Genomic DNA, 25294 nt, shown 5'->3' with positions numbered 1-25294 from the left:
CACTTGAGCAGCACGGCAGAACCGGCACCGGCGGCGGACCCGCCATCCGCGCCCGCTCCCGCGCCCGGCCGTCCGTCCGCCCCGGGCTTCGGGCAGGACCGGCTCTGGACGGTGGACGAGCACCTCGCGGACATCCTCGCCGCGGTCCACCCCCTCGACCCCATCGAGCTGCAACTGCCCGACGCCCAGGGCTGCCTGCTCGTGGAGGACGTCACGGTGCCGGTGGCCCTGCCGCCGTTCGACAACAGCTCCATGGACGGGTACGCGGTCCGTACCGCCGACGTCGCGGGTGCCACCGAGGAGTTCCCCGCCGTGCTCACCGTCGTCGGGGATGTCGCGGCGGGCAGCGGCTCCCTCCCGGAGGTCGGCCCCGGCACGACCGCCCGGATCATGACCGGCGCGCCGCTGCCGCCCGGCGCCGAGGCCGTCGTCCCCGTCGAGTGGACCGACGGCGGTACGGGCGGCGGTGCGGCCACCGCCATGAGCCCGGCCGGTCCCGGCGACCGCGGCGCCGGCGGCGAGGTGCGGATCCACCGCCCGGTCGAGGCCCGCGCCCATGTCCGCGCGCGCGGCAGCGATGTGCGGGCCGGTGACCTCGCCCTCGCGGCCGGTACGGTGCTGGGCCCGCCCCAGATCGGTCTGCTGGCCGCCATCGGGCGGGGCAGGGTCCGGGTCCGCCCGCGCCCCCGCGTGGTCGTCATCTCCACCGGCAGCGAGCTGGTCCAGCCCGGCGAGCCGCTCGGCGCGGGGCAGATCTACGACTCCAACAGCTTCGCCCTCACCGCCGCCGCCCGCGACGCCGGCGCCATCGCGTACCGGGTCGGCGCCGTCACCGACGACGCGGACACGCTCCGTTCCACCATCGAGGACCAGCTGATCCGCGCCGACCTGATCGTCACCACGGGTGGCGTCAGCGTCGGGGCGTACGACGTCGTCAAGGAGGCGCTCTCCTCCGTGGGCGACGAGGACGAGGCGGGCGCCGGGATCGACTTCCGCAAGCTCGCGATGCAGCCGGGCAGGCCCCAGGGCTTCGGCTCGATCGGCCCGGAGCACATCCCGCTGCTCGCGCTCCCCGGCAATCCGGTGTCGTGCTACGTCTCCTTCGAGCTGTTCGTACGCCCCGCGATCCGCGCCCTGATGGGGCTCAAGGACATCCACCGGCCCGTGGTCCGCGCCACCCTCGCGGCCGACCGGACGCTGTCGTCCCCGGCGGGCCGGCGCCAGTTCCTGCGCGGTGCGTACGACGCCGAGGCGGGGACGGTCACCCCGGTCGGCGGCGCGGGCTCCCATCTCGTCGCCGCGCTGGCCCACGCCGACGCGCTGATCGTCGTACCGGAGGAGTCGTCCGAGGTCGGACCCGGCACGGAGGTCGAGGTGGTCCTGATCGGCTGACCCCGCGCGGTGGCGGTACCGTGTCTGCCCACACAGGCCCTGTCGGGGCCCGGACCGGGAGCGCCAACAGCGAATGACTGTGTTTTCCCGGGGGGAGACCCCCGGACCTCTTGAGCAGGACAGCCTGACGCACATCGACGAGTCGGGCGCGGCCCGGATGGTCGATGTCTCGGCGAAAGAGGTCACCACGCGCACCGCCCGCGCCAGCGGCCGGGTGCTTGTCTCACCACGCGTCGTCGACCTGCTCAGGGGCGGGGGAGTGCCCAAGGGGGACGCCCTCGCCACCGCGCGTATCGCGGGCATCATGGGCGCCAAGCGGACCCCCGAGCTGATCCCGCTCTGCCATCCGCTCGCGGTCTCGGGCGTCACGCTGGACCTCACGGTCGCGGACGACGCGGTCGAGATCCTCGCGACGGTGCGGACCACCGACCGCACGGGCGTCGAGATGGAGGCCCTGACCGCCGTCTCGGTGGCCGCGCTCACCGTCGTCGACATGGTGAAGGCGGTCGACAAGGGCGCGGTCATCACGGACGTACGGGTCGAGGAGAAGACCGGCGGCAAGTCCGGCACCTGGACCCGCCCCGAGCCGGACGGGACCACGTCATGAGCACGCCGGACGGCGGTTACCGCGCGCTGGTCATCACCGCGTCCAACCGCGCGGCGGCCGGGGTCTACGCCGACCGGGGCGGCCCGATCCTCGCCGAGGGGCTCGCGGCGCTCGGGTTCGCGGTCGACGGCCCGCGGGTCGTGCCGGACGGGGACCCGGTCGAGCAGGCGCTGCGCGAGGGCGTCGCCGCCGCGTACGACGTGATCCTGACCACCGGCGGTACGGGGATCTCGCCCACGGACCGTACGCCGGACGTCACCCGGCGCGTGCTCGACCACGAGATCCCCGGGATCCCGGAGGCGATCCGCGCCGAGTGCGTCGCCAAGGTCCCCACCGCCGCGCTCTCCCGGGGTCTGGCGGGGGTGGCGGGGCGGACCCTGATCGTGAATCTGCCGGGCTCGACGGGCGGGGTGCGCGACGGCCTCGCCGTACTCGACCGGCTGCTCGTCCACGCCGTGGAGCAGATCCACGGCGGCGATCACGCCCGTACCTCCGGATGAACCCGGCCTGGCCCGCGACGCTCGTCGACGGCGATGTCGTCCTGCGGCCCATCAGAATGCGCGACCAGCGCGCCTGGCGCGAGGTCAACCGGCGCAACCGCGACTGGCTGCGGCCCTGGGAGGCGACGATCCCGCCATCGCCCCCGGGAGCGCCCGGGGCGCAGCGCCCCACCTACCGGCAGATGGTCCGGCATCTGCGCGCCGAGGCGAACGCGGGCCGGATGCTGCCGTTCGTCATCGAGTACCGGGGACGGCTCGTCGGTCAGTTGACGGTCGCGGGGGTCACCTGGGGATCGATGTGCTCGGGCCATGTCGGGTACTGGGTGGACCGCGATGTCGCGGGCCGCGGTGTCGTGCCCACCGCGGTGGCGCTCGCCGTCGACCACTGCTTCCGGATGGTCGGACTGCACCGCGTCGAGGTCTGCATCCGCCCGGAGAACGGACCCAGCCGGCGCGTCGTCGACAAGCTCGGGTTCCGGGAGGAGGGGCTGCGCCCCCGCTACCTCCATATCGACGGGGCGTGGCGGGACCATCTCGTCTATGTACTGACGTCCGAGGAGGTGCCGGACGGACTGCTCCGCCGATGGCACCGGAGCAGGCCCGGGAACAATCAGAAAATGAAATAAATGTTCGATATTGGTTGCGATGTGACCATAAACTGATCTGTACCATCACAAAAAAAGTCCGTGATATCAGCCGGATCGTGCGACACACCGGCTCAATTGGCGGATGCCGCCGCGCGAACCCCTCTACGGTGTGAACCGTGAGCAACAGCGGCCTCTTCTACGCAGCCATCGTCGGGGCTTGGGCCGCCTACTTGGTACCGATGTGGCTCCGCAGACAGGACGAGCTCAACGAGGCGCGTCCGACGGAACGCTTCAGCACCGCCATCCGGCTGCTGTCCGGACGGGCGGCCATGGAGCGCCGTTACACCAAGGAGCTTCAGGGACGTGCCGAGGAGGGGGCGGTGGCCGACGGGGAACCGGAGAGTCGTACGGAGTCGATGAGCTCCGTCGACGTCCGGGCCTTCGCCGCGTCCCCGACCCTTACCGAGGCCCGGCTGGAGGTCCCCCCGGACGCCGTCGCGGACACCCCCGAGCCGGTATGGTCCCGCCCCGGCCGGAACCCCGCGCGCCCCGCGCCCGAGCGGCGCGCGCGCTCCGGCGGCCCGGCGTCCGAACGCGCCCGGCGCGCGCAGCGCTCGCAGGTCCTGGCGCGCCGCCGCCGTACCACCGTTCTCCTCTTCCTGGCCTTCACGCTGGGCGCGGTCGTCGCGGCGGTCGGCGGACTCGCCTTCCTCTGGGCGCCCGCCGTTCCCGGCGTACTCCTCAGCGGGTACATCGTCCATCTGCGCGGCCAGGAGCGGCGCCGCTTCGCGTTCACCATGGACCGGCGCAGGGCCGAGGCCGCCGCCCAGCGGCTCCGCGAGAACCGCCCGCGCCGCCACTCGCCCGCCACGGCCGTGGCGGGCGAGCCCGAAGCGGAACCCGAGCCCTGCCCCGAGCCCGAGCCCGCCCCCACGGTCTCCCCGCAGGAGGCCGGCCGCCGCGCCCTGGTCGAGCAGACCGACCACGCGGAGTGGGTCGACCAGCAGCGCGAACGCGGACCGGCCCGGGGTGACAGCTGGGAGCCGGTCCCGGTCCCGCTCCCGACCTACGTCACCGCCCCGGTCGCCCCCCGCGCCGGCGGCGGAGTGGAGGTCGGCGACCCGGAAACCTGGAGCGCCTCCCGCTCCTCCACCGCCGAACCGGCCCCCACCCCCCCCACCCCCCCGGCGGCCCCGGCCCCCGCCCTACCCCCCGCCCGCCGCACCCGCGACCGCGGCAGGACCCCTCTCTTCGACCAGTACGACGAAGACGACCGCCCCCGCGCGGCCAACGAGTAACGAGACCGCCGCGCCCCCGCCGGTGACCAGCCACCAACGGATTTCCGGGCACGGCCCAGGGGGTGCTAAAGTTTCACTCGTTGCAAGGGCCTGTGGCGCAGACTGGTAGCGCACCTCGTTCGCATCGAGGGGGTCAGGGGTTCAAATCCCCTCAGGTCCACAACAGGGCCGTTCGCGAGTTAGCTCGTAGACGGTTCACGAAATCCCGTCCGATCACTTCGATCGGACGGGATTTCGTCGTTTCTGGGCTCGTTGGGAGGTCTGGGTGCGCACGTTGTGGCGTCGTGGCTGGCGTCGCGGGGGTTGTGGCAGGTGCACGGGCATGGCTGTGCGCGCCGGTCTGGGTGGTCGGCGTGCGGTGGTGGGCTGTGGTTGTCGTGCGGGCCGGACGTCAGGTCATGCGCGGAGGCGGGTGGCGTCCGCTGAGGTCTGGGGGCAACGCGATGGCCGGGACGGTGTTCGGGGGCAGTGGGCCTGCGGCCTGGAAGTCGGTGTCGGTGAGCTCGTCGGGGCCGGCGCGTTCGGTGAGCCAGGTCTCCAGGACGGTCAGGTTGGCGACGGTGAGCATGACCGCGAGGAGAAGTGTCTGTGTGACCTGTCCGGGGGCGGGCCGGTGCTTGGGGTTGCCGATGTCGAGGGTCCCGCTCTTGAAACGGCCGTTGGCCCCCTCGTTATGGCTACGAATGGGCCGATAAGTGTTCAGCCAGGGTGTATGCAGGTAGTGGACGTCCTGGCGGTACTTGGCCAGGCGCCAGTCGGCCTTGGCGTCGGCGGGCACGGTGATGGAGCCCGCGCAGCACACCTGGGGCATCGCCTCCGCCGGTGGCGGCGCGAAGTGTTCGGTGTCAGGGATGTGGATGGTGGGGCGGGCGGCCGCGGGGAGGGTCCGGGTCGGAGGTTCGCTGAGGTTGATCACCCGGGCGGGCATCGCCGAAGCGGCGGGGGTGCGGGGCCGCAGCCGGTCGCGGCGGAGGCAGTTGACCGTCGGGGAGGGGCCGGAGGCCGGGCAGTGGAGGCGGATCGCCCCGCGTGGGTCGGGTCCCTGCTTGAGTTTGAGGTGGTGCGGCTCGCGGGCTTCGATCTTCTCGCGGAGTTCGTCGCTGCGAAGCCGGACGGTGTCGTCGTCGGCGCCGGTGGTGGCATGGATGAGTGGGGCGGGGGTGAGTGGGCACATCAGCGATCCGTCGACGAGCGGGGCTCCTTGCCAACTGCCCTGCAGGCCACGTTCCTTGACCTTGTAGTCCAGGGCGAGGCGGTAGCCGAGGCGGCGGACGGGGGTCTGGAAGGCGGGTGGGCTGCAGCCGGTGTAGGCGCGGTCTGCTGCCAGGATTCCGGTGGGCAGCCCGAGTTCGGCGAGCTGGGTCAGGATCGTGACGGCGTTGGGCCCGGTGCGGACGGTGGGGGTGTCCAGCTCGAAGCCCAGACACAGCTGGGGGTAGGCCTTGGGCGGGTCGTCGCCCGAGTCGCGGTGGTGGGCGGCGATGGCCAGAGCCGCGCTGTAGCCGAAGACCTTCTCGCCGCTGCCGCCCTTGAAGTGCCAGCCCGCGGTGATCTCCACCGAGGCGGTGCCGCGCCGGCGACTGTCGGGGCGGGCGCTGACCTGGATGTCGGTGGCGTCCACGCCGATGTCACCGTTCCAGCCGCGCAGGTGTCCGCGCTGGTGGGCCATGCGGACGGTGGCCAGGACCAGGCGGTTGGCCAGGGTCTGGAGGCGGGCGGCGGCGGTGCGTCCGTCTGGGCTGTCCCAGATCGCGGCGTGGAAGTCGGCGTGGCGTTGGGGGAGCCGGGAGCGTCGGTCGTGGCGGACCGGGTCCAGGGCGGTGGTGATGGTGTCCAGGCCCCGGTAGAGCCGTTTGCTGGAGGCGATGCGCGCGGCGGGCCCGGCGGGAGGCCGGTCGGGGATGTTCAGCCAGGTGCGGGCTCTGGGCTCGAGGCCGTAGTGCAGGATTCGCCAGGCGTCGGCGATGGTGGCCCGGCCGGTGTAGTACGCCGACAGCAGCAGACCGGCCATCACCACCCGGGGGCGTACCCCCTTGGGGCCGGGACGATGCTTGAGGAGTTCCTCCAGCTGCTGGGGGATGCCGGAGCGGTCCAGGAGGGTCAGCAGTTGGCCGACTTTCGAGTCGGGGATCTTTGCCGCCCCGCTCAGCGGCGGCTTGGGCCGCAGCCACCGGATCCGGGCGGCCGGATCGTCAGGGGTCTCCGGGCGGCGCATCATGGCCGGGGTCCGCGCAGCAGCGCGGCGGCCTGCTCGGGGCCGAGCGGAGGTACCCAGTGGAAGTAGGGAGCCAGGCCCGCAGCCGAGCGCATGCCCGCGGCATCCGCGACCAGGGCCGGATCGATCCGCTGCCGCAGCAGGTCCACGATCCACGTGGTCCGCAGCCGCCGGGCCGCCAGCGGGGGCAGGCCCGGGTGCGGCCGGTGGCGGGCGGGCCAGGAACTCACCAGGTTCTTCGCAGCCTCGACCTTTCGGCCGGGCCGGAACAGGTAGCCGTTCCCGGCGACCTGGGCGAGTTCGGCCAGCGTCTGCTCCCACCCGGAGCGACAGGCCACCAGCCGCCCCAGCCAGGGCACGTCGAGAACAACCATGCCCTGGGCGGTGACGCGCAGATCGCTGCCGCGTACGGCGGGCACCTCGCCCGGGGCCAGGCCGCAGCCCGCGGTGAGCGCCATCAGCGCCAGACCGTCCAGCCGGGCCCGGCCCGGCAGCAGCTCCACCCAGCTCCGCAACCGGTTCAACTCGCCCAGTTCATATGGTGGTTGGGGTCGACGATCCGCTGCGATCCGGATTGGTGGGGCCTCCCCGCGCTGCACCCACACCAGCGCCTCGCGGGTGCGGCGCAGCCAGGTCCGGAAGGTCTGCGCCGTGCTGCCCGGCCTGCCCTTGAGGCCGCGGAGGATGAACGCGTCGATGGTCTCGGTCCGCATCCACAGCCCCGGATCGCGCGGCAGACCGGTGCTTTCGGCCCACACGGCGAGGCGGCCGACCACATGCAGCAGATGCTCCGCCTCGTAGCAGGTGGCCGGGGCCGCCGCCGTGACGGTGGCCCTCACCTGGTCCGCGACCGGCCCCCACCGCTCCGGCGGCAGGCGGGGGCGGTAGTGGCGGATACGGGCGGAGGGCTGCGAGTTCAGCGTCACGGACCAATCCCACCGGCTGGTCAAGCAGCCAGTGAAGGGATTGAAGCCGATCTTCACGTAAAGGAGTGCATCAGCATGGTCGGAGGCATGGCCCGGCGAACACCGCCGCGCGAGCTTGCCCGCGATCCGGAAACCTGGCCCCACGCCGAGCTCACCGACCCCGGCGCCGTCGTCGTCCAGATCATCGCCCGAACCCTCGCGAACGCCCTCAAGACCCAGAAGCGGAGCCTGCGGCGGACCGCCACCGGCGCCGGGGTCAACCGGCAGGCCATCGCCGACCTGATCGCCGGCCGCTGCTGGCCCGACGTCGCCACCGTCGCCCGCCTGGAGAACTTCCTTGCCGTGCCGCTGTATCCGCCCCGAAGCGGAACGCACACTGACCACTGAAACCGGCCTTCCCGCCCCCGAATAACAGCAACTGCCGGGAACGACGAAATAGGCCACGCACCCCCCGGGGCGAGCACGGTTGCTCTAACCTCGGGAGAGCGCGTGAGCCACTACCAATGGGGTCCACGTCGAAGGTTCCGAAGAGGGTCCAAGCTCAACGGAACCCGTCCCCTCCTCCCCGTAACGGGAGGAGGGGACAGCTCTTGAGGCCGGCGTCGTTAGGCGGCCCCCTTCAGCCCGGCGTCGCCCATGGGCCCCGGCTCATCAGCCGGCCGGGCCTCAGCTGCCCGGGCGATAGCGAACACGGCTGTCTTGACCTCGGCGACCCGCCCGTGCCCGACCAGCCGCTTGCACGTCGCACGGATCGTCTCCACCGCGGCCGTCCCCGCTTTTCCGTCCGTTGGACGACCAAGAGCCTCGGTGATCTTCGTGACGTGCATCGGTTCCCCGGACGTCACCAGCAGCTGTTCGATGGCCTGCATCACCGAGCCGGACTTCGCTTTCGACACAGTCTTCTTCGCAGCCGAAGCCCGCGGCCTCCCAGGCCTGCGTTCCTGCCGGCCGCCAGCTGTCCCATCGGCCGACTCGGACTCGGCCGCTGCGGGGGCGGAGGGACCGCCGTCCTCACCAGCCGGGCTCTCCGCGGCTTCCCCCGCGCCGGTGTCCTGCTCCTGGCCGGTGTCCGAGGTCTGGGAGAGGATCTCGTCAAGTGCCCCGGCAAGCTGGTCGCATGTCGTGCACGTCTTGTCCAACTCGGTTTGCACAGAGGCCAGTTCATCCTCCAGGTCGCGCTGGCGCTGCCGAAGCCGATCTGCCTTGCGGGTGTAAAAATCCACGGCCGTCCGCAACCCCGGTGCCGCAGCAGCCTCGTCCATGCCAGCGAAACCCATCTGCCCTCCCGACCCATCGGCGCCACAGACGCGACGCCAGACATCGTAGGGAACGCCAGACGTCCCAGACACCCAAACGCCAAACCACGTCTGGCAGTTGAGCCGGCAGACGCCGCCAGATGTGCCACAGGGTTCGTGCTCACCGGATACGACTGGCAAGCTCGCCGGGCAGTTCTCGCAGCCAAGTGCCCTCGCCGCCCGACTTGCAGGGGCCGTGCTCCGGGCGAGGCAGCCATTGTCCGACGGCTGCGTCTCGACGTCAGGAGAGTCTGGAGATCGGAGTCTCGTCCAGGTCTCCGGCCGGGCTGCTGTGGGCGTAGCGGCCGGGGCTGGTGCCCAGCATCCGCTTGAAGTGCCGGTTGAGATGGGACTGATCGTGGAAGCCGACCGAGGCCGCCACGAGGCGCGTCGCCATACCGCGCAGCAGCAGCTTGCGGGCCAGGTCGACGCGGCGGCCGGTCAGGTACTGGTGGGGGGCTATGCCGAACTCCCGGCTGAACAACCGGACAAGGTGGGCGGGGTGGACGTGCAGCGACTGCGACGCGTCCTTGAGGCTGACACCCTCCACGAACCTCGCGTCCAGGATGTCGCGCAGGCGGTGTGCGATGTCGGTGCCGAGTACGGGGGCGCGCTCGTCGACGCGGCGCTGCAAGTGGTCACGTAACCGTTCCGACACCAGCGCCAGCCTGCTCTCCGCCTCGAGTTCGTCGCCGACGTGCTCCAGCGACTGGTGCAGTCGGTGAATGCGCCGCCGCAGCAGCGGATCCTCCAGTACCGGGCTGTCGACCGCCAGCCCGGTGAGGCTGTCCTCCAGCTGTGAGGCGTCCAGATAGACGACCCTCTTGTGAAATCCGTCCGAGGTGACCGACCGTCCATTATGTGGGACGTGCGGGGGCAGCAGCGTGACCGTCTGATCCAGGGCGCCGTGTTCATGCCGGTCCAGGTTGTATCTGACCATGCCGGCGTCGACAATCAGCAGGGTCCAGGAATCATGTGTATGCATGGGATAGACGTGGTCGGTGATGTGGGCATGGAAGACTTCTGTAATTCCATCCAGCGCGGGACGCCAGGCGCGGATCTCCGGGTAGTCAAGCATGCAAAGATCGTACAAGACTTGGCTGTGACCTCTGCGGTTTGATTGCACGCATGGAAACCGTGAACGAACCTGTTCGTTTTGAGACAAAGATCGCCGTCGTCCTGCGTGACGATCTCCAGACATGGCAGCGGCTCAACATGACCGCCTTCCTGGTGAGCGGTATTGGCCGAAAAGTGCCGGACGTAATCGGCGAGCCCTACGCGGATGCCGACGGGACCGACTACCTGCCCATGTTCCGCCAGCCCGTCCTGGTCTTCGAGGCGAGCAAGGAGGCCCTGACGACGTCGCACCAGCGCGCAGTCAGCCGGGAGTTGCCTCTGTCCGTCTTCACCACGGACCTCTTCGCCACCAACAACGACCGCGACAACCGGGCTGCGGTACGAGCCGTCCACCGGGACCAGTTGGACCTCGTCGGCATGGCCGTGTACGGGCCGCGCAACGTGGTGGACAAGATCATCAAGGGCGCCCGAATGCACCCGTGACGTCTCGTTAGGGGCGCACCATGAAAAAAGAGGCGCAGCTGCGGAGCGAATCCGCCAACGCGTATATGTACCTGCTTGCGACCATGGCGCTATTTGGTAGTGCTTTCGCCAGCTCCAAGTCGGTCGTCGGCCATATGCCTCATCAGGTGGCAGCCGTTCTCCGGTTCGGTGGTGGCGCGCTCATCCTGCTTCTTCTGCTCGCCCTGATCGGGCGGAAATCACAGGGCGCCGCCCTTACCGGGCGGCAGATAGCGCGCGCCGCTGGTGTGGGTCTCATCGGTGTATTCGCATACAACCTTTTCTTCTTCTGGGGCCTTTCCCTGGCCCCTTCGATCGACGGAAGTATTATCGTTCCGGTATTGAGTCCGGTCATTACCACGATCATTCTTCTGGCCCTGGGCCGGGAGAAGGCGTCGGGCGCCCGGCTCGGCGGCCTCGCCCTCGGGGTCGCCGGCGCTGTGGTCTTTTTCATCGGCGCGGGGGGAACCGGCCTGGATGCGGGCGGTTCCCGGTTGACAGGGGACCTCATCTACCTTCTCGGCGCGCTCTCCTGGGCTGTCTACAGCATCGCCTCGAAGAAGGTGCTGGTCGGTATGGATCCGCTGCGGGCGACGACCTTTGGCACTCTCGCCGGCGCTCTCGCGTTGCTGGTTTTCGCGGTTCCATCGTTTTCGGATGTGGAGTGGACCGCACTGTCATCGGCGACCTGGGCGAACATCGCCTACCTTGCCATCGGCCCCACCGCCGTGGCCTACCTCTTCTACTACCGGGGGCTGCGCGTCGTCAGCCCGTCGACCGCGACCGTCGTCATGTTCACGGTTCCGGTATTCGGCGTGACCTGCGCTGTCGTCTTCCTCGGCGAGTCCTTCGGCGGACTCCAACTGGTCGGCGCCGTCGTCATGCTGACCGGTGCTCTGCTCGCTGTGACGCAAGGCCGTCTCAAGCGGGAGGCTGTGCATACGGCCGAGCCGACCGCACCCGCTCACACAGCGGAATCCGGCGGCCTGGAATCCCTCAACAAGGGCTGATTCAGGCCACCTTCAGCAAGCGGGCTGAGTAGTTCACCGTCGTTTCATGGGGGGGCGACGGCCACTGCTCAGCACCCGTCCCGGGCCCAACCCCAGCCCAGGGCGGGCGCTCGTTCTCCTCACCCCCACGTGCCCGCAGCGTCGCGTGCACGGCAGTCATGCTCATCCTTTCGGAAAAGCAAGATCGGGGGGCTCCACTTCATGTCTGAAGCCGAGTTCAGGGTGCTGGGTCCGCTTGAGCTCAAGGTGGGGGGGCGATCGGTACCGCTACGGGGAATGAAGCATCAGGTCGTGCTCGGGTCACTGCTGACCGCGGAGAGCCGGCACATATCCATCGCACGTCTCGTCGACGCCGTATGGGGGACCGCTCCCCCGAGCACCGCGGGCAAGCAGATCCGCAACGCGGTATCCGACCTGCGCAATATCCTGGCTCCCAGTGGAGCGCTCCTCACTCCCGTGGCCGACGGATACCAGCTCGACATCAGCGAAGCCAGGCTCGATCTCCGGGAATTCCACCGGCACCTGGCGCAGGCGCGGACCCATCTGAGTCACCATCGGCAACAGAACGCGATCGCGGAGTTCCGCGCCGCGCTGTCCTTATGGACCGGACCGATGCTTTCTGGTTTGGAGAGCGCCGGCCTCCAGGCCCAGGTCGCCGGAGCGAACGAGGTGCGACTCTCCGCCGCGGAGGAGTGCTTCGACCTCGAGCTCGCCCAGGACCGGCACAAGAGCCTCGTCAGCGAACTCGCCGCCTGGGTGGCCGAGTACCCGCTGCGCGAGCGCATGGTCGCCCAGTACGTTCTCGCCCTCCACCGCTCCGGCGCCCGGTCCCGTGCCTTCGCTGTGTACGAACAGACGAGGTACAGCCTGGCCGAGTTGCTCGGCCTGGGCCCCGGCCCCGAACTGCTCGAGGTACACCGGTTGATGCTGGGCGAGGACGCCGGCTCGGCGTCACCCGTGGTCCCGGCGCAGCCGGTGCACATACCTGCGCCGGACAGTCTGCCGTCCGAAATGGGACACTTCATCGGCAGGGCCACGGAGGTGGCGACTCTCCTCGCCGACGGGGTACGCATCGGACCGCAGCGCGTGCTGTCCATCGACGGCATGGCAGGTGTGGGCAAGACCGCTCTGACGGTGCACGTCGCCCACCGGCTCGCCGACCGGTATCCGGACGGCCGGATCTTCCTCGACCTGCGGGGACACAGCTGCGACCGGGCGCCACTGAGCCGCCAGGCCGCCCTGCGCCGACTGCTCGTGCTCTCCGGCCTGACGGAGAGCGAACTGCCCGTCTCCTTCGACGTCCTGGTGCAGTTGTGGCGCAGCCGCTCAGTCGGCCGACGCTTGCTGGTCGTCCTCGACAACGTTGCTGATACCGAGCAGATCAGGCCGCTGCTCCCGGCGGGGGACGACTGTCTGACGCTGGTGACCAGCAGACGTCGGCTGACGATGACGACACTGTCCCCCACCCAGGTGCTGTCCCTGGAACCCATGCCCCGGCAGGAGGCGTACGCGCTGTTCTGCCGAGTGCTCGGCAACCAGCACCCCAGACCCTTCCCCGACGCCGTCAACGGCATTCTGGAGCACTGCGGCGACCTGCCGCTGGCGGTCTCCGCCGCTGCGGCGCGGCTGAGGCGTCGGCCTTCCTGGCCGGTCTGGCACCTGGCCGAGCGGCTCGCGGATCCCGTTCTGCGGCTCGCCGAACTGCAGACGGAGCACGGCGGCCTCGTCGCCTGCTTCGACGCTTCGTACCGTCATCTGAACGCCGGACAGCAGCGGCTGCTGCTCAAACTCGGCACGGTCGAGGGGGACCTTACCGACGTAGGGTCCGTCTCCGCGCTGGCGGATCTGCCGCCCTTCGTCGCCGAGCAGATGCTCGAGGAACTGGTCGACGAACACCTCCTGCTCCAGCCGGAACCGGGCTGGTACCAGATGCACCCGCTCGTGAAGACCTACTTCGCGCAGCTGACGCACGACACGGCCGGTCCGCAGCCGACGCCCAGCGGTGCGCCGGCCCTCGGTGGTCTGCCCGCACAGCCGCTTGCCACCTGATTCTCCTCCTTCCTCCGGTTTCTTCCACCTGCCTCTCCTCGGAGCTTCGCCATGACCGGAAACACTGTCGCGGACTTCTTCCTCGCGCTCTCACTCGCTTTGGGCGCCGCCCGGATATTCGGGGCGCTCGCCCGCCGGGTGGGCCAGCCCGCCGTGGTCGGCGAGATCTGTGCTGGCCTGCTGGCCAGCCCGATGATCATCACCCAGGCGGGTGCCGACGCGGTGCTGCCCGCCGAGTTGAAACCCCTGCTGGGGGCCCTGGCCAACGTGGGCCTGGCCACCTTCATGTTCATCATCGGCTACGAACTCGACGGCACCTTCCTGCAGAACCGCAGGAAGGCCACGCTGGGCGTGGTCGCCGGGTCTGTGACCGTCCCGTTGGCGGCGGGCGCCGCACTGGCGATCCCGTTGGCTGACACCTACGCCCCCGGCAACCACACCGCCTTCGTCCTGTTCGTCGGTGTGGCCATGTCGGTCACCGCCTTCCCCGTCCTGGCCAGGATCCTCGCGGACCGGGGTCTGGCCGGGCATCCGCTCGGCGCTCCAACTCTGGCCGCCGCAGCCGTGGGCGATCTGGTCGCCTGGATCTGCCTGGCGGGCGTCGTGGCCTACGCGGGGGCCACCGATCAGTGGCGGATGGCGCTGCTGCCGGTGTACCTGCTCGTCATGCTCGTCGTGGTCCGTCCGCTGCTGAGCGGGTTCGTCGAGCGGGCCCGACTGCGGCAACTGACCGCTGAACGGCTCGTTCCCACCCTGGTCGTGGGCCTGATGCTGTCCTGCGCAGCCACGGAATGGCTGGGGATCCACTTCATCTTCGGCGCGTTCGCCTTCGGCGCGGTCATGCCCCGCAACGCGCTGGGCGAGACGCGGACGCAGATCATGCGGCACATGGAGCAGGTCGGTCACGTGCTGCTCCCGCTGTACTTCGTGGTGGCCGGCACCAAGGTCGACCTGTCCGCCTTCGACATCACGGCCCTGCTCACCCTGGCCGCCGTGATCGTGGTGGCAGTGGCCTCGAAGGCCGGCGGCGCCTACGCCGGGGCCAGGCTCGCCAAGGTGCCGCATGCCGCGGCGCTCCCGGCCGCGGTGCTGATGAACACCCGGGGACTCACCGAAATCGCCATCCTGGCCGTTGCCCTGGAGATGGGTCTCATCAACCAGAACTTCTATTCCATGATGGTCGTGATGGCCGTTGTGACGACGGCCATGACCGGGCCGCTCCTGAAACTCGTCCACGTGTCGCCCGAGCGTGTGCCGTTTCCCCGTCCGGACGAGCCGGCCGCGGACCAGTCTGCCACCCTGCCGGAAAGCACCATGAAGACGGGGTGAGGCGGGCATGAGGACCGGCCGGGGATGTATCGAGGACGCCTCCTCCTAGGTTTGCGGACATCACTGGTCGAGGCATTCGGACTCGCCCCTGACTGCATCGCTCTGCAGTTTTTTCAAGGGAGGCATGAAATGACCGAGGCTCCATCGTCACCCCTCGCCATATCGCGGCTCAACACCCCTGTCGGCCCACGCCGTGAAGATCAGAAATGGTGGAATGCGCAGCGCGGATCGGCCATGAACTTCCAGCGTTACGAGCGGTTGGAGTCGCCTCTCCCGCATGCGTTGACGGACCGCAACTGGCCCTCGAAGTCGCTGGTGAGGGCGCCACTGTGGGCGTCGGTGGACCTGCGTGACGGCAACCAGGCGCTCAGTAGCCCGATGGACATCGAGCGCAAGAGCCGGATGTTCGACCTGTTGGTGCGCATGGGTTTCAAGGAGATCGAGGTCGGATATCCGTCGGCCAGCGATGCGGATTTCTCCTTTCTGCGAACCCTCATCGAGCAGGACCGGATTCCCGATGACGTGACGATATCCGTGTTCACGCCGGCCAAGCCGGAACTGATCGACCGGACCTTCGAGGGTATCGAGGGCGCGGACCGGGCTATGGTGCACCTCTGCAATGCGACCGCCTGTCTGTGGCGTGAGGTCGTCTTCGGAATGAGCCCGGAAGAAGTGCGACAGATGGCACTCCGTTCGGCGGAACGCATTGTGCGCCGTGCGGAGGCCGTCAAAGGCACGCAGCTGCGTTTCGAGTACTCGCCCGAGACGTTCAACGTGACGGAGCCCGAATTCGTGCTCCAGGTGTCGGACGCCGTCACCTCGCTCTGGGACGCGAGCCCGGACCGCCCGGTGACGCTGAATCTGCCGACGACGGTGGAGACCGACTCGCCGAACGTCTTCGCCGACCAGATCGAGTGGATGCACCGCAATCTCGACCGACGCGACGCGGTCGTTCTCTCCGTGCACCCGCACAACGACCGGGGCACCGCGGTGGCTTCCGCCGAACTGGCCGTCATGGCAGGTGCCGACCGTATCGAGGGCACGCTGTTCGGCAACGGCGAGCGCACCGGCAACGTCTGCCTGGCCACGCTGGCGCTCAACCTCTTCAGTCAGGGCGTCGACCCGCAGCTGGACTTCTCCGACATCGACGAGATCCGACGTACCGTCGAGTTCGCCAACCAGCTGCCGGTGCCCGCGCGTCACCCGTACGCCGGCGACCTCGTGTACACCGCTTTCTCTGGCACGCACCAAGACGCCATCGCCAAGGGCCTGGCCGCGATCGAGCGCCAGGCCGCCGATGCGGGCGCTTCCCCCGCCAAGGTGGCGTGGAACGTCCCGTACCTGCCCATCGACCCCAAGGACGTGGGCCGTTCCTACGAGTCGGTCGTCCGTGTCAACAGCCAGTCCGGCAAGGGCGGCGTGGCCCACGTGCTCAAGAGCGCCTACGGGCTGGACCTGCCCCGCGGAATGCGGGTGGAACTGGGCCGGCGAGTGCAGCGGGTGGCCGACGGTGACGGGATCGAGCTCACTTCCCGAGAGCTGCGGGCCATCTTCGCGGAGATGTACCTCGAATTCGAGCGGCCCGCGGTGCTGCTCAAAGAGTTCCAGCTGACCCGTGAGGGGGACACCGTCGCAGTCAACGCCCTGATCGTCCACGGCGACGGCCGGGAGAAACGGTTGACCGGCCTCGGCGCCGACCCTACCGCCGCGTACGCCGACGCCCTCGCCGCCACCGGCCGCACGGTGGAGATCACCGAGGTCACGGGGCACGCCGTCGACGACGGCCTCGGTACCCGGTACGCCGCCTACGCGCAGATCGTCCTCGACGGCACGACACGGTACGGCGCCGCGATCACCGGCGACGAGGAGAGCGCCCGGTTGGGCGCCGTCACCTCCGCAGTCAACCGAGCCCACGCCTGACCCCTCCCGCCCGCCCCGCACCCCTGTGAGCCGCGAGATGGACTTCACCTTCGTCGAAAGCAAGAGGGATCCCGGTCGTGACTGCTTCGTGTACACGGCGCACAGCGACCTCGACATGCTGAGCATCGAGAGCCTGCGCGGGCGAAGGCTCCGGGACCGGTTCGGCCTTACCAGCGCGGGGTCAGCCCGCGACACCTTCGCCGCGCACACCACGCACATGCTGGTCATGGTCGAGGGCGAACTGGTGGCCTGCGCGGAACTCGTCGCCTACTCGCCGCTGGGGCTGCCCCTGACCGAGTGGCCCGAGCTTCAGAGCGTCCTGCGGCACAGCCGTCGGCTGGTGCAGTGTCGTCGGCCCGTGGTGCGCCCCGAGTTCGCTGAGGCGCCCCTGCCGGAGCTGCCGTTCGGCGCCCTCGGCGGACTGTTCAAGGGCTCGCTGCAGTGGGCGGTGTCGCACGACGTGAGCGATGTCGTCGTGGAACTCGCCGACCGGCGGGCGACGGACCGGCTGGCCGAGATCGGCTTCCTGCCGCTCGAAGGCTCGGGCACACCGGACGGGCCGCTCACGTACCGGCTGAACGTCAGTCGGCTCGTCGCTCGCGGCTTCCGAGCCGGCCACCCCTTCTACCGCTACCTGCTCGAGTACGACGAGAGCGTCCTGGTCGGCAATTCCGCCACCGCCGTCGCCTGATCGCTTGCGGGTCCCCGCGTCCCGGAAGCCCCCGACACTGGAGAGGAACGGACCTCATGCCCCTCATAGGCAAGCGCCTGGCGCTGCCGGAAGACCTGCTCGTCCACCGGGTCTTCGAGGCCCACGCTCGGCAGTACCCCGACCGGACCGCCCTGACCTGCGGCGCCGAAGAGGTTACCTTCGCCGAGCTCAACGCGCGAGCCAACCGTTTCGCGCATCACGTCATCGCCCTCGGCGCGGGCCGCGGCTCCGTCATCGGCGTATGCCTGGACCGTACGCCCGACCTCCTGGTCGCGATTCTCGGAATCCTCAAGTCCGGTGCCGCGTATGTGCCGCTGGACCCGACCTACCCCGCCGAGCGGCTTCGGCTCATGGTCTCGCAGCTTGAGGAGATCAAGCTCAACGTGGCCTCGGCGGAGACCAGCGCCCTGATCGGTGGGGCGTCGGGCGAGCTCGTCCTCCTCGATCGGCTGGCCGGGGAGCTCGGCGCCCAGCCCGCCACCGATCCCGTGGTCGACCTCTCCAACGACGACCTGTGCTACGTCGTGTTCACCTCCGGCTCGACGGGCACGCCCAAGGCCACCGCCGTACGCCACGAGGGTTGGTACAACCTGCTCGAATGGCTGCGCGTCGAGTACGGGCTGGACGCCGCGGCGAGCGGGCTCACGGTCAGTTCCTTCGGGTTCGACATCAGCCAGCGCGGCCTGATGGCACCGTTGTTCTGCGGCGCCGCCCTCCATCTCCTGCCCAGCCGCTTCTTCGACCCGAGCATGGCCTATCGCCTGATTGAGACCCACGGCGTCCGGCAACTGCACTGCGCACCGAGCACCCTGTACCTGCTGATCGAGCATGAGCGGGCGCTGAAGACCGACGCGCTCACCCATGTCGGCCACGTCTTCATCGGCGGGGAGCCGCTCACGGTCGCCCGCGTCGAGGAATGGGCTTCCCAGAAGGGCAACTCCTGTGTCCTGCTGCACCAGTACGGGGTGGCCGAGTGCACGGACGTGGCGACCTCGCACGTGCTCGCGGACTACGCCCGCTACCGGGGCGCCGCGACACCGGTGGGGAACCCCGTGTACAACACCGAGATCCGGCTGCTCGACGACGAGCTGAACGAGGTGGCAGACGGCGAGACCGGCGAGATCTGCGTCCTGGGCCTCAGCGTGAGCGCCGGCTACCTCAACGCCTCGCCCGACGACACCCGGCGGTTCACCGAACTGCTCACCCCTGAGGGCCCGGTACGGATCTACCGGACGGGCGACCGCGGGTACGTCACCTCCGACGGGGAACTGGTCGTGGTCGGCCGGGTCGACGCTCAGGTCAAGATCCGCGGTATGCGGATGGACCTCGGGGACGTCGAACACGGCATCCGCTCCCACCCGCTCGTCGACGACGCGGTGGTACTGGCCCTTCCGGACGCCTCGGGTGAACCGGGCCTGGTGGGTTTCGTGCTGCCCGCCGCCGGTGCGCTCGACACCCGGGCCCTGTACCGCGACCTGCTGAACACCCTGCCCCGGAACATGGTCCCGCAGGAGTTCACCGTCCTCGACGCCTACCCACTGAACCCGAACGGCAAGACCGACCGCCGGGCCCTGGCCGCCCTGGCGCGCGGCTGACCTCGGGCCAGCGGGCGACTCCGGAAACAGCACTTTCCCGCCCTACCCACTGAGCCCATCCAGCCCATCGAGCAAAGGAACAGCATCCGCATGAGCATCGACCAGCAGCGCCCGACGGCGGCCGCGCAGATCGCCGGCAACGCCGTCGTTCCCGAGGACATCAAGGCGGACATCGAACAGTTCAGCATCGACGGCTTCACCGGCCCGATCAAGCTGTACGAGCCCGAGGAGGCTGCGGCCCTGATCCGCGAGATCCGCATCAACAACCAGGACTCCTCGCGCGCCCTGTACAAGAACAGCGTCAACTACGACCGGCACTTCGACATCCCGGAACTGAGCCGGCACGTCACCCACCCGACGATCGTCAAGTACCTGACCGCGATCCTCGGCCCGGACGTCCTGAACTGGCGCACCGAGTGGTTCCCGAAGTTCCCCGGCGCCAAGGCGACCGAGTGGCACCAGGTCCGCGACTACAGCTACGCCAACGGCAACCCGCAGCTCTTGCCGACCGAGTCGGAGTGGAACGCCTACATCGACATCACCGTCTGGACGACCTTCACGCCGGCCGCTCACGACACCGCGTGCATGAAGTTCGTCCGCGGCTCGCAGCGCGACTGGATCTTCGACGAGCACCAGACCACCGATGCCGGCCGCGGTTCGGACTACGACGTCGCCCACGCCAAGACCGGCTTCTTCGGCTACGACTTCGCCGACTTTAAGATCGACCCGGACTGGGAGCCGCGCCCCGAGGACGTCGTCGAACTGGAGATGCAGCCGGGCGAAGCCGTGATCTTCACCGCCTCCTGCGTGCACGGCTCGACCCCGAACACCACCGAGCGCGAAACCCGCTTCGCGATCGCCAGCCGGTACGTCCCCACACACGTACGCGTCTACCCGGGACAGGACTCCTTCAGCGCCCACGGTGCGACGTTCGACCTGTCCGAGTACGGCAGCGTCGTCGTGGCCGGGGAGAACGGCTACGGCCACAACCGAATTCGCACCGAGAACAACCACGGCACCCCGTTCGGCTGGACCGCGAACTGACCCCCGGTTCTTCTTCACCTTCTTCATTCACCGGAAAGGAACACAGAACGTGATCGCATCGAAGATCCACGCCATCTGGAGCCGTGAACTCAAGCTTGAGGAGTTCTCCGACACGGACGACTTCTTCAGCCTCGGCGGGCACTCGCTGATCATGACGCAGATCCAGCGGGAGATCCTCTCGGAGCTCTCCATCGAGGTCCCGATGGACCAGCTCTTCCGCAAGTCCACGGTCGCGGAGATCTCCGAGCACATCGAGACGGCCCTCTCGGCCGCCTGATTGCCGGTCCGCCGCCGGACCCTTCCGGCGAACGCCGGGGCTGGGGCCCGAAGCCCTGGCTCCGGCGTTCGCCGTCCCTCTCCCACAACTACAGGAAGACCCCTCAGTGCAGCTATCGAGCCGAGGCCAGCAGATGTCCCGCATGTCGGGAATCCGCAGCATCCTGGAGGACATCGCCGCGGCCGACTTGGGCACAGGCGACAGCGAGTGGCTCAACCTCAGCCCGGGTAACCCCTCCCACATCCCCGAGGTCGTCGCCGCCTGGACCCGTCTCACCCAGGAAGCCCTGGACGACCGGTTCGTCGAGTCCAGCACCCGGTACGGTCCCTCGCGCGGCACGACCGGCCTCGTGGAGGCCGTCGTCGTGTACTTCAACCGCACCTACGGCTGGTCGATCGGGCCCGAGAACGTCGTCGTGGGGCCCGGCAGCCAGATGCTGTCGTTCATCACGACCAGCCTGTTCACCGGCCCGGACCCGGATGGCGTGCTGCGACCGCTGGTCCTGCCACGCCTGCCCGACTACACCGGATACCAGGGACTGAGCCCGGACCGCGGTGGCATCGTCGGCATCGAGCCCCTGGTCGTCCCGGAGGGCTCGCACTCCTTCCACTACGCCGTGGACACCGAGGCCCTGGCGCGGCAGAGCGACATGGGCATGATGCTGCTCTCCAACCCCGCGAACCCGACCGGCAGCAGCATCGAGGCCGCCGAGCTCAAGGCGCTGATCGCGACCGCCGAGGATCGCGACGTGCCCCTGGTGGTCGACCACGCCTACGGGGAGCCCTTCCCCGGAGTCGTCCGGACCCGGCTCGCCCCCGTGCTGCACCCCCACGTCATCAACCTCTTCACCCTGTCGAAGGCAGGCCTGCCCGGTGAGCGGATCGCCTTCGCGATCGGCCCGGCGGAGCTGATCGACCCCATGGTGTCGTTCATCGCGAACGCGACGCTGCACGCACCACAGTTGCTTCAAGCCGTGGTCGAACGCGCCCTGGCGACCCAGGAGATCGACGTACTCACCGAGCAGTACATCAGGCCGTACTACAAAGCCAAGCGGGCGATGGCCGAGGAACTGCTCTTCGAGGCCATGCCGGACTCCTTGAACTGGCGGCTGCATTCCAGCGACGGTGGAATGTTCTGCTGGCTGCTCATCGATCACGACTGGTTCGACGACCTGGAGCTGTACGAGTTCCTCAAACGGCGGCAGATGTTCATCGTCCCCGGCCGCCACTTCTTTGTCGAACCGCTGACCACGCCGTTCCTGAGCACGCACGGCAGACGCTGCATCCGCCTGAGCCTCAGTTCCGACGAATGGACCGTCGCCGACGGCATCAACCGGCTCGGTGAGGCGCTCGAAGAGCTGCGCGCGAACGCACGGACCGGGGAGTGACGATCATGGGCAACTGGCTGCGCCGCTTCCCGGTGGACAAACCTGCCGTAAGCCGTCTCGTCTGCCTGCCGCATGCGGGCGGCACCGCCGCCTCCTTCGCGAGCTGGGCCGGCCGACTGCCGGCCGAGGTGGAGCTGATCGCCGTCCAGTACCCGGGCCGGCAGGACCGGCTGGCCGAGACACCGATCGGAGACATGGCCGAGATGGCCGACCAGGTGGCACAGGCACTGCGGCCACTGCTGGACCTTCCGATGGCCTTCTTCGGGCACAGCATGGGCACGGGCCTGTCGTACGAGGTGGCCGGCCGCCTGGAGCGCGCGGACGGGTTCGTGGCCGACCACCTCTTCCTCTCCGCCCGGCCCGCGCCGCACCGGATCGACGGGGAGCACCGGCACCGGCTGAACGACGAGGAGTTGGTCGCGGCGATGCGCCGACTGGGCGGTCCGGACGCGGCGGTCTACGACCACCCGGAACTGCTGCCGCTGATCCTGCCCCCGCTGCGGGCGGACCTCGCCCTGCTGGACCGCTACCGGCCCGAGCGGCTGCACCCACTACAGGCGCCCCTGACGGTGTTCGGCGGCGAGAGCGACGACACGTGCCCGGTCACGGAGCTGCCTTCGTGGGAGGAGGCCACCACCGCCGGCGCCCGGGTGCGGCTCTTCCCTGGTGGCCACCACTATCTGCGGGAGTGCGAGGACGAGGTACTCGGAGCCGTCGGTGCGGAAATTCTCGCCATGCGTCGGCGCCGGCAGAATTCAGCCGCGTGATCCGATCTCGTGATCCAGTCTCCTGATCGGAAATGAATGTGGGCCGGACCGTTGATTTCTCGGAAAGTCCGGCCCGCTTTTCGTGCGGCTCTCCTCGGCTCAGCCGACGTGGTGTCCGGTGGTCGAGTCGACGTAGTCGGGAACGTCCTCGTGAGTGTCCCCGACCGTGAGTGTTCCGGAGGGTTCGACCATGAGAATGTGGGACTCCTCGTTGGACACCGGCTTGTGCTCGGTGCCGCGCGGCACCACATACACATCCCCCTGGTGGAGCGTCACGAAGCGCTCCGCGCCGCCCTCGTGCAGGTGGATGACCAGCTCTCCAGCCACGACGATGAACAGCTCGTCGGTGTCCTGGTGCGCATGCCAAATGTATTCGCCATGGAATTTCGCCACCCGGACGTCGTAATCATTGAACTGGGCGACGATGCGAGGACTCCACAATTCGCTGAAGGAGCCAATGGTCGTTTGCAGATTCACCGGTTCGGTCATCATGCCCGCTTACTTGCCCTTCGCCTGCTGACGCTGATCGCTCCTGACCTGGGTGACGCTAGGGGCAAAGCTCCCCGTGCCGTCCTTGATCCGTCCTCACACACGGAAGTCGATGCGCAGTCCGGCCAGGAGCCGCGCGGCGAGCGACTCGGCCGTGACGGCGTCCTCCGTGCCGACGACGACGGCTGCGGACCGCTCGAGGTTGGAGCGGACCGGCTGGACGGTCGAGCCGGGGGACAGCGCGCAGGAAGAGGCCAGCAGCGAGGGGTGGGCGCTCAGTTCATCCCAGCCGTGGACCGCTTGGACCACGCCGGGGGGTGGGGCCAGGAAGCGGGCGGCCGCGCCGCGGGCCGGGCGCAGCGGCAGAGCGGTGGCGGCCGGGACGCTCAGCAGGTCGTCGAGCCAGCGGCCGTAGAGCTCCAGTCCCGGGTGGATCCACTCCAGCATCGCGTGGAGCCAGTCACCGGGCTGGCGAGCGTGTACCTCGCCCAGCACGACGCCCGAGTCGGTGACCCAGCATTCGACGTGGAAGTGCCCCCGGCCCAGGCCGAGGATGCCCAGGGCCCGGATCACGGTGGCCCGGACCTCTCCCTCCACGGCACCGGGAAGCGGTGCGGGCATGACGTGCCCGATCTCCACGAACCCCTCGGCCGCCAGGTGCTTTCGGGTCACTGCCAGAACGTTCGGGACGCCCGCCTCGAAGATGCCCTCGACGCTGAACTCGGTCCCGTGGACGAACTCCTCGACCAGCACCAGCCCCTCCGCGTCCAGGGCCTCGACGAACGCGGTGGCCATCGCCGTCGGATCGGACACCTTGCGCACGCCCTCGCTGCTGGAACCGCGCCGGGGCTTGACCACCACTTCGGGGCCGTGGGCCGCGAGGAACTCCAGCGCCTCCCGTTCAGTGGCGCACAGCGTCAACTCCGGCTGCCGCAGCCCGTGCTCTCGCAGGAACTCGCGGCACTCGTCCTTGGTGCGGACCCGGCGTACGGCTTCGGGCGGGTTGCCCGCGAGTCCGAGTGCGGACGCCACCTCGGCCACGCTGACGACGGCGTACTCGCGGAAGCCGACCACCGCGTCGACGGGCGTGTGCCGGTTGAACGCCGTCGCCCAGTCACGGCAGGCGGCGGCGTCGGCGAAGTCCAGTTCGTGGGAGGCCGCCGCCCTGCCGACGAGTTCCGGGGCGGCGGCCAGGTTCTCCTTGGTGTCGGTGAGTATCACCGTGACGTTCCGGGCCAGGAACTGGTCCATCGCCCTTTCGCAGATGTCCCGGACGAATCCGGACTCTTTCGGCGCCGCACCACCGATGACGAGGACAGTGGTCATCAAAATCTCCTCAGCTCAGGAACTCGGACTTGCGAATGCGGACTCGGCACTCGGGACTTCCGACTCCGGCTCGGGCCGGGCGCCGCGCGGGGCACGCCCCTCGAGCAGAGCCGAGCCCACGGTCAGGGCCACCAGCACCACCACCATCACGGCGGCGGGCAGCCGGAACGCGTCGCCGAACGCCACCTGCGCCACATAGGTCAGCCCCGGCAGGGCCGTGAGCAGGACCATGGTGACGATCGGCGGACAGCGCTGGATGCTGATCTGGAGCAGGTACAGCGGGACCACCACGCCGAGCAGCGCCGCGAGGGCGGTGGCGCCCAGGGACAATTCCGAGGAGCCGCCTCCGCCAAGCAAGCCGAGCACGACTCCGGCCAGCACATAGGTGAGGTGGAACCGGTGGGCCATCACCCGCGTGGGATCCACACCGAGACCACCCAGGCGGCGCGACAGCACCGCCAGGCACGCCGCACCGAACCCGGCGAGCACGGCCAGCGCCCCGCCCACGTAGACCAGGTACCCGGCTGTCCACACGGGAACGGGGTTGATGTACGTCGCGGTGGCCAAGGACACCCCGAGCAGGAGGACGGCACGCGCCCAGCCCGCCCGGCCGCTCGCGTTCGTACCGCTGACGGCGTCCATCACCACGACCGCGAGCGGACCGACTCCGGCCACCAGACTGGCGGCCAGCGCCGCCGGCACCCAGGCCATGGCCAGATAGAAGCCCAGGAAGGTCACCGCACTGGCGACGTTCATCCACCACAGCAGCCGTCGTACTTGCCTGCGGTGTGCGGCGGTGGCCTGTGGCCTGGTGCGGGCGTGCCGGGAGCGCCCCCTCAGCCAGGTGATCACGGTGAAGACGACCGTCGTCGCCAGGAAGGCCAGTGCGGAGAAGCGCAGGCTCGCCGTCACGTCGAGCCGTCCTGAGAGGAAGCCTTCGGCGCAGGCCTGGAGGAAGACGGAGACAAGGATGAGGGCGATCGGCACGAGC

General features: G+C 69.4%; 24 protein-coding genes and 1 tRNA gene. 18 read left to right on the top strand and 7 right to left on the bottom strand.

What is annotated here, in order from left to right:
* Nucleotides 1-3: 3 nt before the first annotated feature.
* The 6 genes from glp (at nucleotide 4) to ACIP8W_RS16490 (ending at nucleotide 4544) form a co-directional block, all read left to right on the top strand.
* Nucleotides 4-1392, top strand: coding sequence for a gephyrin-like molybdotransferase Glp (gene glp, locus ACIP8W_RS16515; RefSeq protein ID WP_402148693.1), 1389 nt, complete (start codon nucleotides 4-6; stop codon nucleotides 1390-1392).
* Between the two features lie 73 nt (nucleotides 1393-1465).
* Entirely contained in the window at nucleotides 1466-1999 is a 534-nt protein-coding gene (moaC, locus tag ACIP8W_RS16510) for a cyclic pyranopterin monophosphate synthase MoaC (RefSeq protein ID WP_401950971.1), read from the top strand.
* Nucleotides 1996-2499, top strand: coding sequence for a molybdenum cofactor biosynthesis protein B (locus tag ACIP8W_RS16505; protein ID WP_402203445.1), 504 nt, complete (start codon nucleotides 1996-1998; stop codon nucleotides 2497-2499). The genes moaC and ACIP8W_RS16505 overlap by 4 nt, the downstream gene beginning before the upstream one ends.
* On the top strand, nucleotides 2496-3125 hold the full coding sequence (locus ACIP8W_RS16500; RefSeq protein ID WP_401950976.1) for a GNAT family N-acetyltransferase: 630 nt from the start codon (nucleotides 2496-2498) through the stop codon (nucleotides 3123-3125). The genes ACIP8W_RS16505 and ACIP8W_RS16500 overlap by 4 nt, the downstream gene beginning before the upstream one ends.
* 137 nt (nucleotides 3126-3262) lie before the next feature.
* Nucleotides 3263-4384: a gephyrin-like molybdotransferase receptor GlpR gene (glpR, locus tag ACIP8W_RS16495; protein WP_402203444.1), complete on the top strand. Its 1122-nt coding sequence runs from the start codon at nucleotides 3263-3265 to the stop codon at nucleotides 4382-4384.
* Between the two features lie 86 nt (nucleotides 4385-4470).
* A tRNA-Ala gene (locus ACIP8W_RS16490) sits at nucleotides 4471-4544 on the top strand.
* Nucleotides 4545-4775: 231 nt separating this feature from the next.
* Here ACIP8W_RS16490 and ACIP8W_RS16485 read toward each other — a convergent pair.
* Together ACIP8W_RS16485 and ACIP8W_RS16480 are read right to left on the bottom strand one after the other, a co-directional pair.
* Nucleotides 4776-6602, bottom strand: coding sequence for a hypothetical protein (locus ACIP8W_RS16485; protein ID WP_402148696.1), 1827 nt, complete (start codon nucleotides 6600-6602; stop codon nucleotides 4776-4778).
* The gene (locus ACIP8W_RS16480; protein ID WP_401950984.1) at nucleotides 6599-7525 is read right to left on the bottom strand and encodes a hypothetical protein; all 927 of its coding nucleotides are present in this window, start codon (nucleotides 7523-7525) and stop codon (nucleotides 6599-6601) included. The genes ACIP8W_RS16485 and ACIP8W_RS16480 overlap by 4 nt, the downstream gene beginning before the upstream one ends.
* 75 nt (nucleotides 7526-7600) lie before the next feature.
* On the opposite strand from ACIP8W_RS16480, the gene ACIP8W_RS16475 reads away from it, so the two are divergent.
* Nucleotides 7601-7912, top strand: coding sequence for an XRE family transcriptional regulator (locus tag ACIP8W_RS16475; protein WP_401950986.1), 312 nt, complete (start codon nucleotides 7601-7603; stop codon nucleotides 7910-7912).
* Nucleotides 7913-8130: 218 nt separating this feature from the next.
* Here ACIP8W_RS16475 and ACIP8W_RS16470 read toward each other — a convergent pair whose 3' ends face one another.
* Together ACIP8W_RS16470 and ACIP8W_RS16465 are read right to left on the bottom strand one after the other, a co-directional pair.
* Nucleotides 8131-8802: a hypothetical protein gene (locus tag ACIP8W_RS16470; RefSeq protein ID WP_401950989.1), complete on the bottom strand. Its 672-nt coding sequence runs from the start codon at nucleotides 8800-8802 to the stop codon at nucleotides 8131-8133.
* Between the two features lie 259 nt (nucleotides 8803-9061).
* Complete coding sequence (locus tag ACIP8W_RS16465) at nucleotides 9062-9898, bottom strand: AraC family transcriptional regulator (RefSeq protein ID WP_401950992.1); 837 nt, start codon at nucleotides 9896-9898, stop codon at nucleotides 9062-9064.
* Between the two features lie 50 nt (nucleotides 9899-9948).
* On the opposite strand from ACIP8W_RS16465, the gene ACIP8W_RS16460 reads away from it, so the two are divergent.
* The 11 genes from ACIP8W_RS16460 (at nucleotide 9949) to ACIP8W_RS16410 (ending at nucleotide 22488) form a co-directional block, all read left to right on the top strand.
* The gene (locus tag ACIP8W_RS16460) at nucleotides 9949-10380 is read left to right on the top strand and encodes a DUF2000 family protein (protein ID WP_401950994.1); all 432 of its coding nucleotides are present in this window, start codon (nucleotides 9949-9951) and stop codon (nucleotides 10378-10380) included.
* A gap of 20 nt (nucleotides 10381-10400) precedes the next feature.
* Nucleotides 10401-11408, top strand: a complete 1008-nt coding sequence (locus ACIP8W_RS16455) for a DMT family transporter (RefSeq protein ID WP_401950997.1) — start codon at nucleotides 10401-10403, stop codon at nucleotides 11406-11408.
* Between the two features lie 276 nt (nucleotides 11409-11684).
* Nucleotides 11685-13457 carry a BTAD domain-containing putative transcriptional regulator gene (locus ACIP8W_RS16450; protein WP_401951000.1) on the top strand — a complete coding sequence of 591 codons (1773 nt, stop codon included), beginning with the start codon at nucleotides 11685-11687 and terminating at the stop codon, nucleotides 13455-13457.
* Nucleotides 13458-13508: 51 nt separating this feature from the next.
* Nucleotides 13509-14786, top strand: coding sequence for a cation:proton antiporter (locus ACIP8W_RS16445; RefSeq protein ID WP_401951003.1), 1278 nt, complete (start codon nucleotides 13509-13511; stop codon nucleotides 14784-14786).
* Nucleotides 14787-14915: 129 nt separating this feature from the next.
* Nucleotides 14916-16706, top strand: a complete 1791-nt coding sequence (locus ACIP8W_RS16440; RefSeq protein ID WP_401951310.1) for a 2-isopropylmalate synthase — start codon at nucleotides 14916-14918, stop codon at nucleotides 16704-16706.
* Nucleotides 16707-16731: 25 nt separating this feature from the next.
* Complete coding sequence (locus tag ACIP8W_RS16435; protein WP_401951006.1) at nucleotides 16732-17397, top strand: hypothetical protein; 666 nt, start codon at nucleotides 16732-16734, stop codon at nucleotides 17395-17397.
* A gap of 56 nt (nucleotides 17398-17453) precedes the next feature.
* Entirely contained in the window at nucleotides 17454-19013 is a 1560-nt protein-coding gene (locus ACIP8W_RS16430) for an amino acid adenylation domain-containing protein (RefSeq protein ID WP_401951008.1), read from the top strand.
* Nucleotides 19014-19103: 90 nt separating this feature from the next.
* Nucleotides 19104-20057 carry a chlorinating enzyme gene (locus tag ACIP8W_RS16425; protein WP_401951011.1) on the top strand — a complete coding sequence of 318 codons (954 nt, stop codon included), beginning with the start codon at nucleotides 19104-19106 and terminating at the stop codon, nucleotides 20055-20057.
* 49 nt (nucleotides 20058-20106) lie between these two features.
* Nucleotides 20107-20334 (top strand): phosphopantetheine-binding protein, encoded by a 228-nt coding sequence (locus ACIP8W_RS16420; RefSeq protein ID WP_401951014.1) that lies wholly within the window; start codon nucleotides 20107-20109, stop codon nucleotides 20332-20334.
* A gap of 142 nt (nucleotides 20335-20476) precedes the next feature.
* The gene (locus ACIP8W_RS16415) at nucleotides 20477-21721 is read left to right on the top strand and encodes an aminotransferase class I/II-fold pyridoxal phosphate-dependent enzyme (protein WP_401951017.1); all 1245 of its coding nucleotides are present in this window, start codon (nucleotides 20477-20479) and stop codon (nucleotides 21719-21721) included.
* A 5-nt stretch (nucleotides 21722-21726) separates the two neighbouring features.
* Nucleotides 21727-22488: a thioesterase II family protein gene (locus ACIP8W_RS16410; protein WP_401951313.1), complete on the top strand. Its 762-nt coding sequence runs from the start codon at nucleotides 21727-21729 to the stop codon at nucleotides 22486-22488.
* A 99-nt stretch (nucleotides 22489-22587) separates the two neighbouring features.
* On the opposite strand, the gene ACIP8W_RS16405 is transcribed toward ACIP8W_RS16410, so the two are convergent.
* The 3 genes from ACIP8W_RS16405 to ACIP8W_RS16395 all read right to left on the bottom strand — a co-directional run bounded on the left by ACIP8W_RS16405 (nucleotide 22588) and on the right by ACIP8W_RS16395 (nucleotide 25290).
* Entirely contained in the window at nucleotides 22588-22980 is a 393-nt protein-coding gene (locus ACIP8W_RS16405; protein ID WP_401951020.1) for a cupin domain-containing protein, read from the bottom strand.
* 93 nt (nucleotides 22981-23073) lie between these two features.
* On the bottom strand, nucleotides 23074-24303 hold the full coding sequence (locus ACIP8W_RS16400; RefSeq protein ID WP_401951023.1) for an ATP-grasp domain-containing protein: 1230 nt from the start codon (nucleotides 24301-24303) through the stop codon (nucleotides 23074-23076).
* A gap of 15 nt (nucleotides 24304-24318) precedes the next feature.
* Nucleotides 24319-25290 carry a hypothetical protein gene (locus tag ACIP8W_RS16395; RefSeq protein WP_401951026.1) on the bottom strand — a complete coding sequence of 324 codons (972 nt, stop codon included), beginning with the start codon at nucleotides 25288-25290 and terminating at the stop codon, nucleotides 24319-24321.
* Nucleotides 25291-25294 lie beyond the last annotated feature (4 nt).

Source organism: Streptomyces sp. NPDC088554, from assembly GCF_044752945.1.
In the GTDB taxonomy this organism is placed as follows: domain Bacteria; phylum Actinomycetota; class Actinomycetes; order Streptomycetales; family Streptomycetaceae; genus Streptomyces.
The sequence above is the reverse complement of the archived record's forward strand: the minus strand, read 5'-3'. Positions and strand labels throughout refer to the sequence as shown.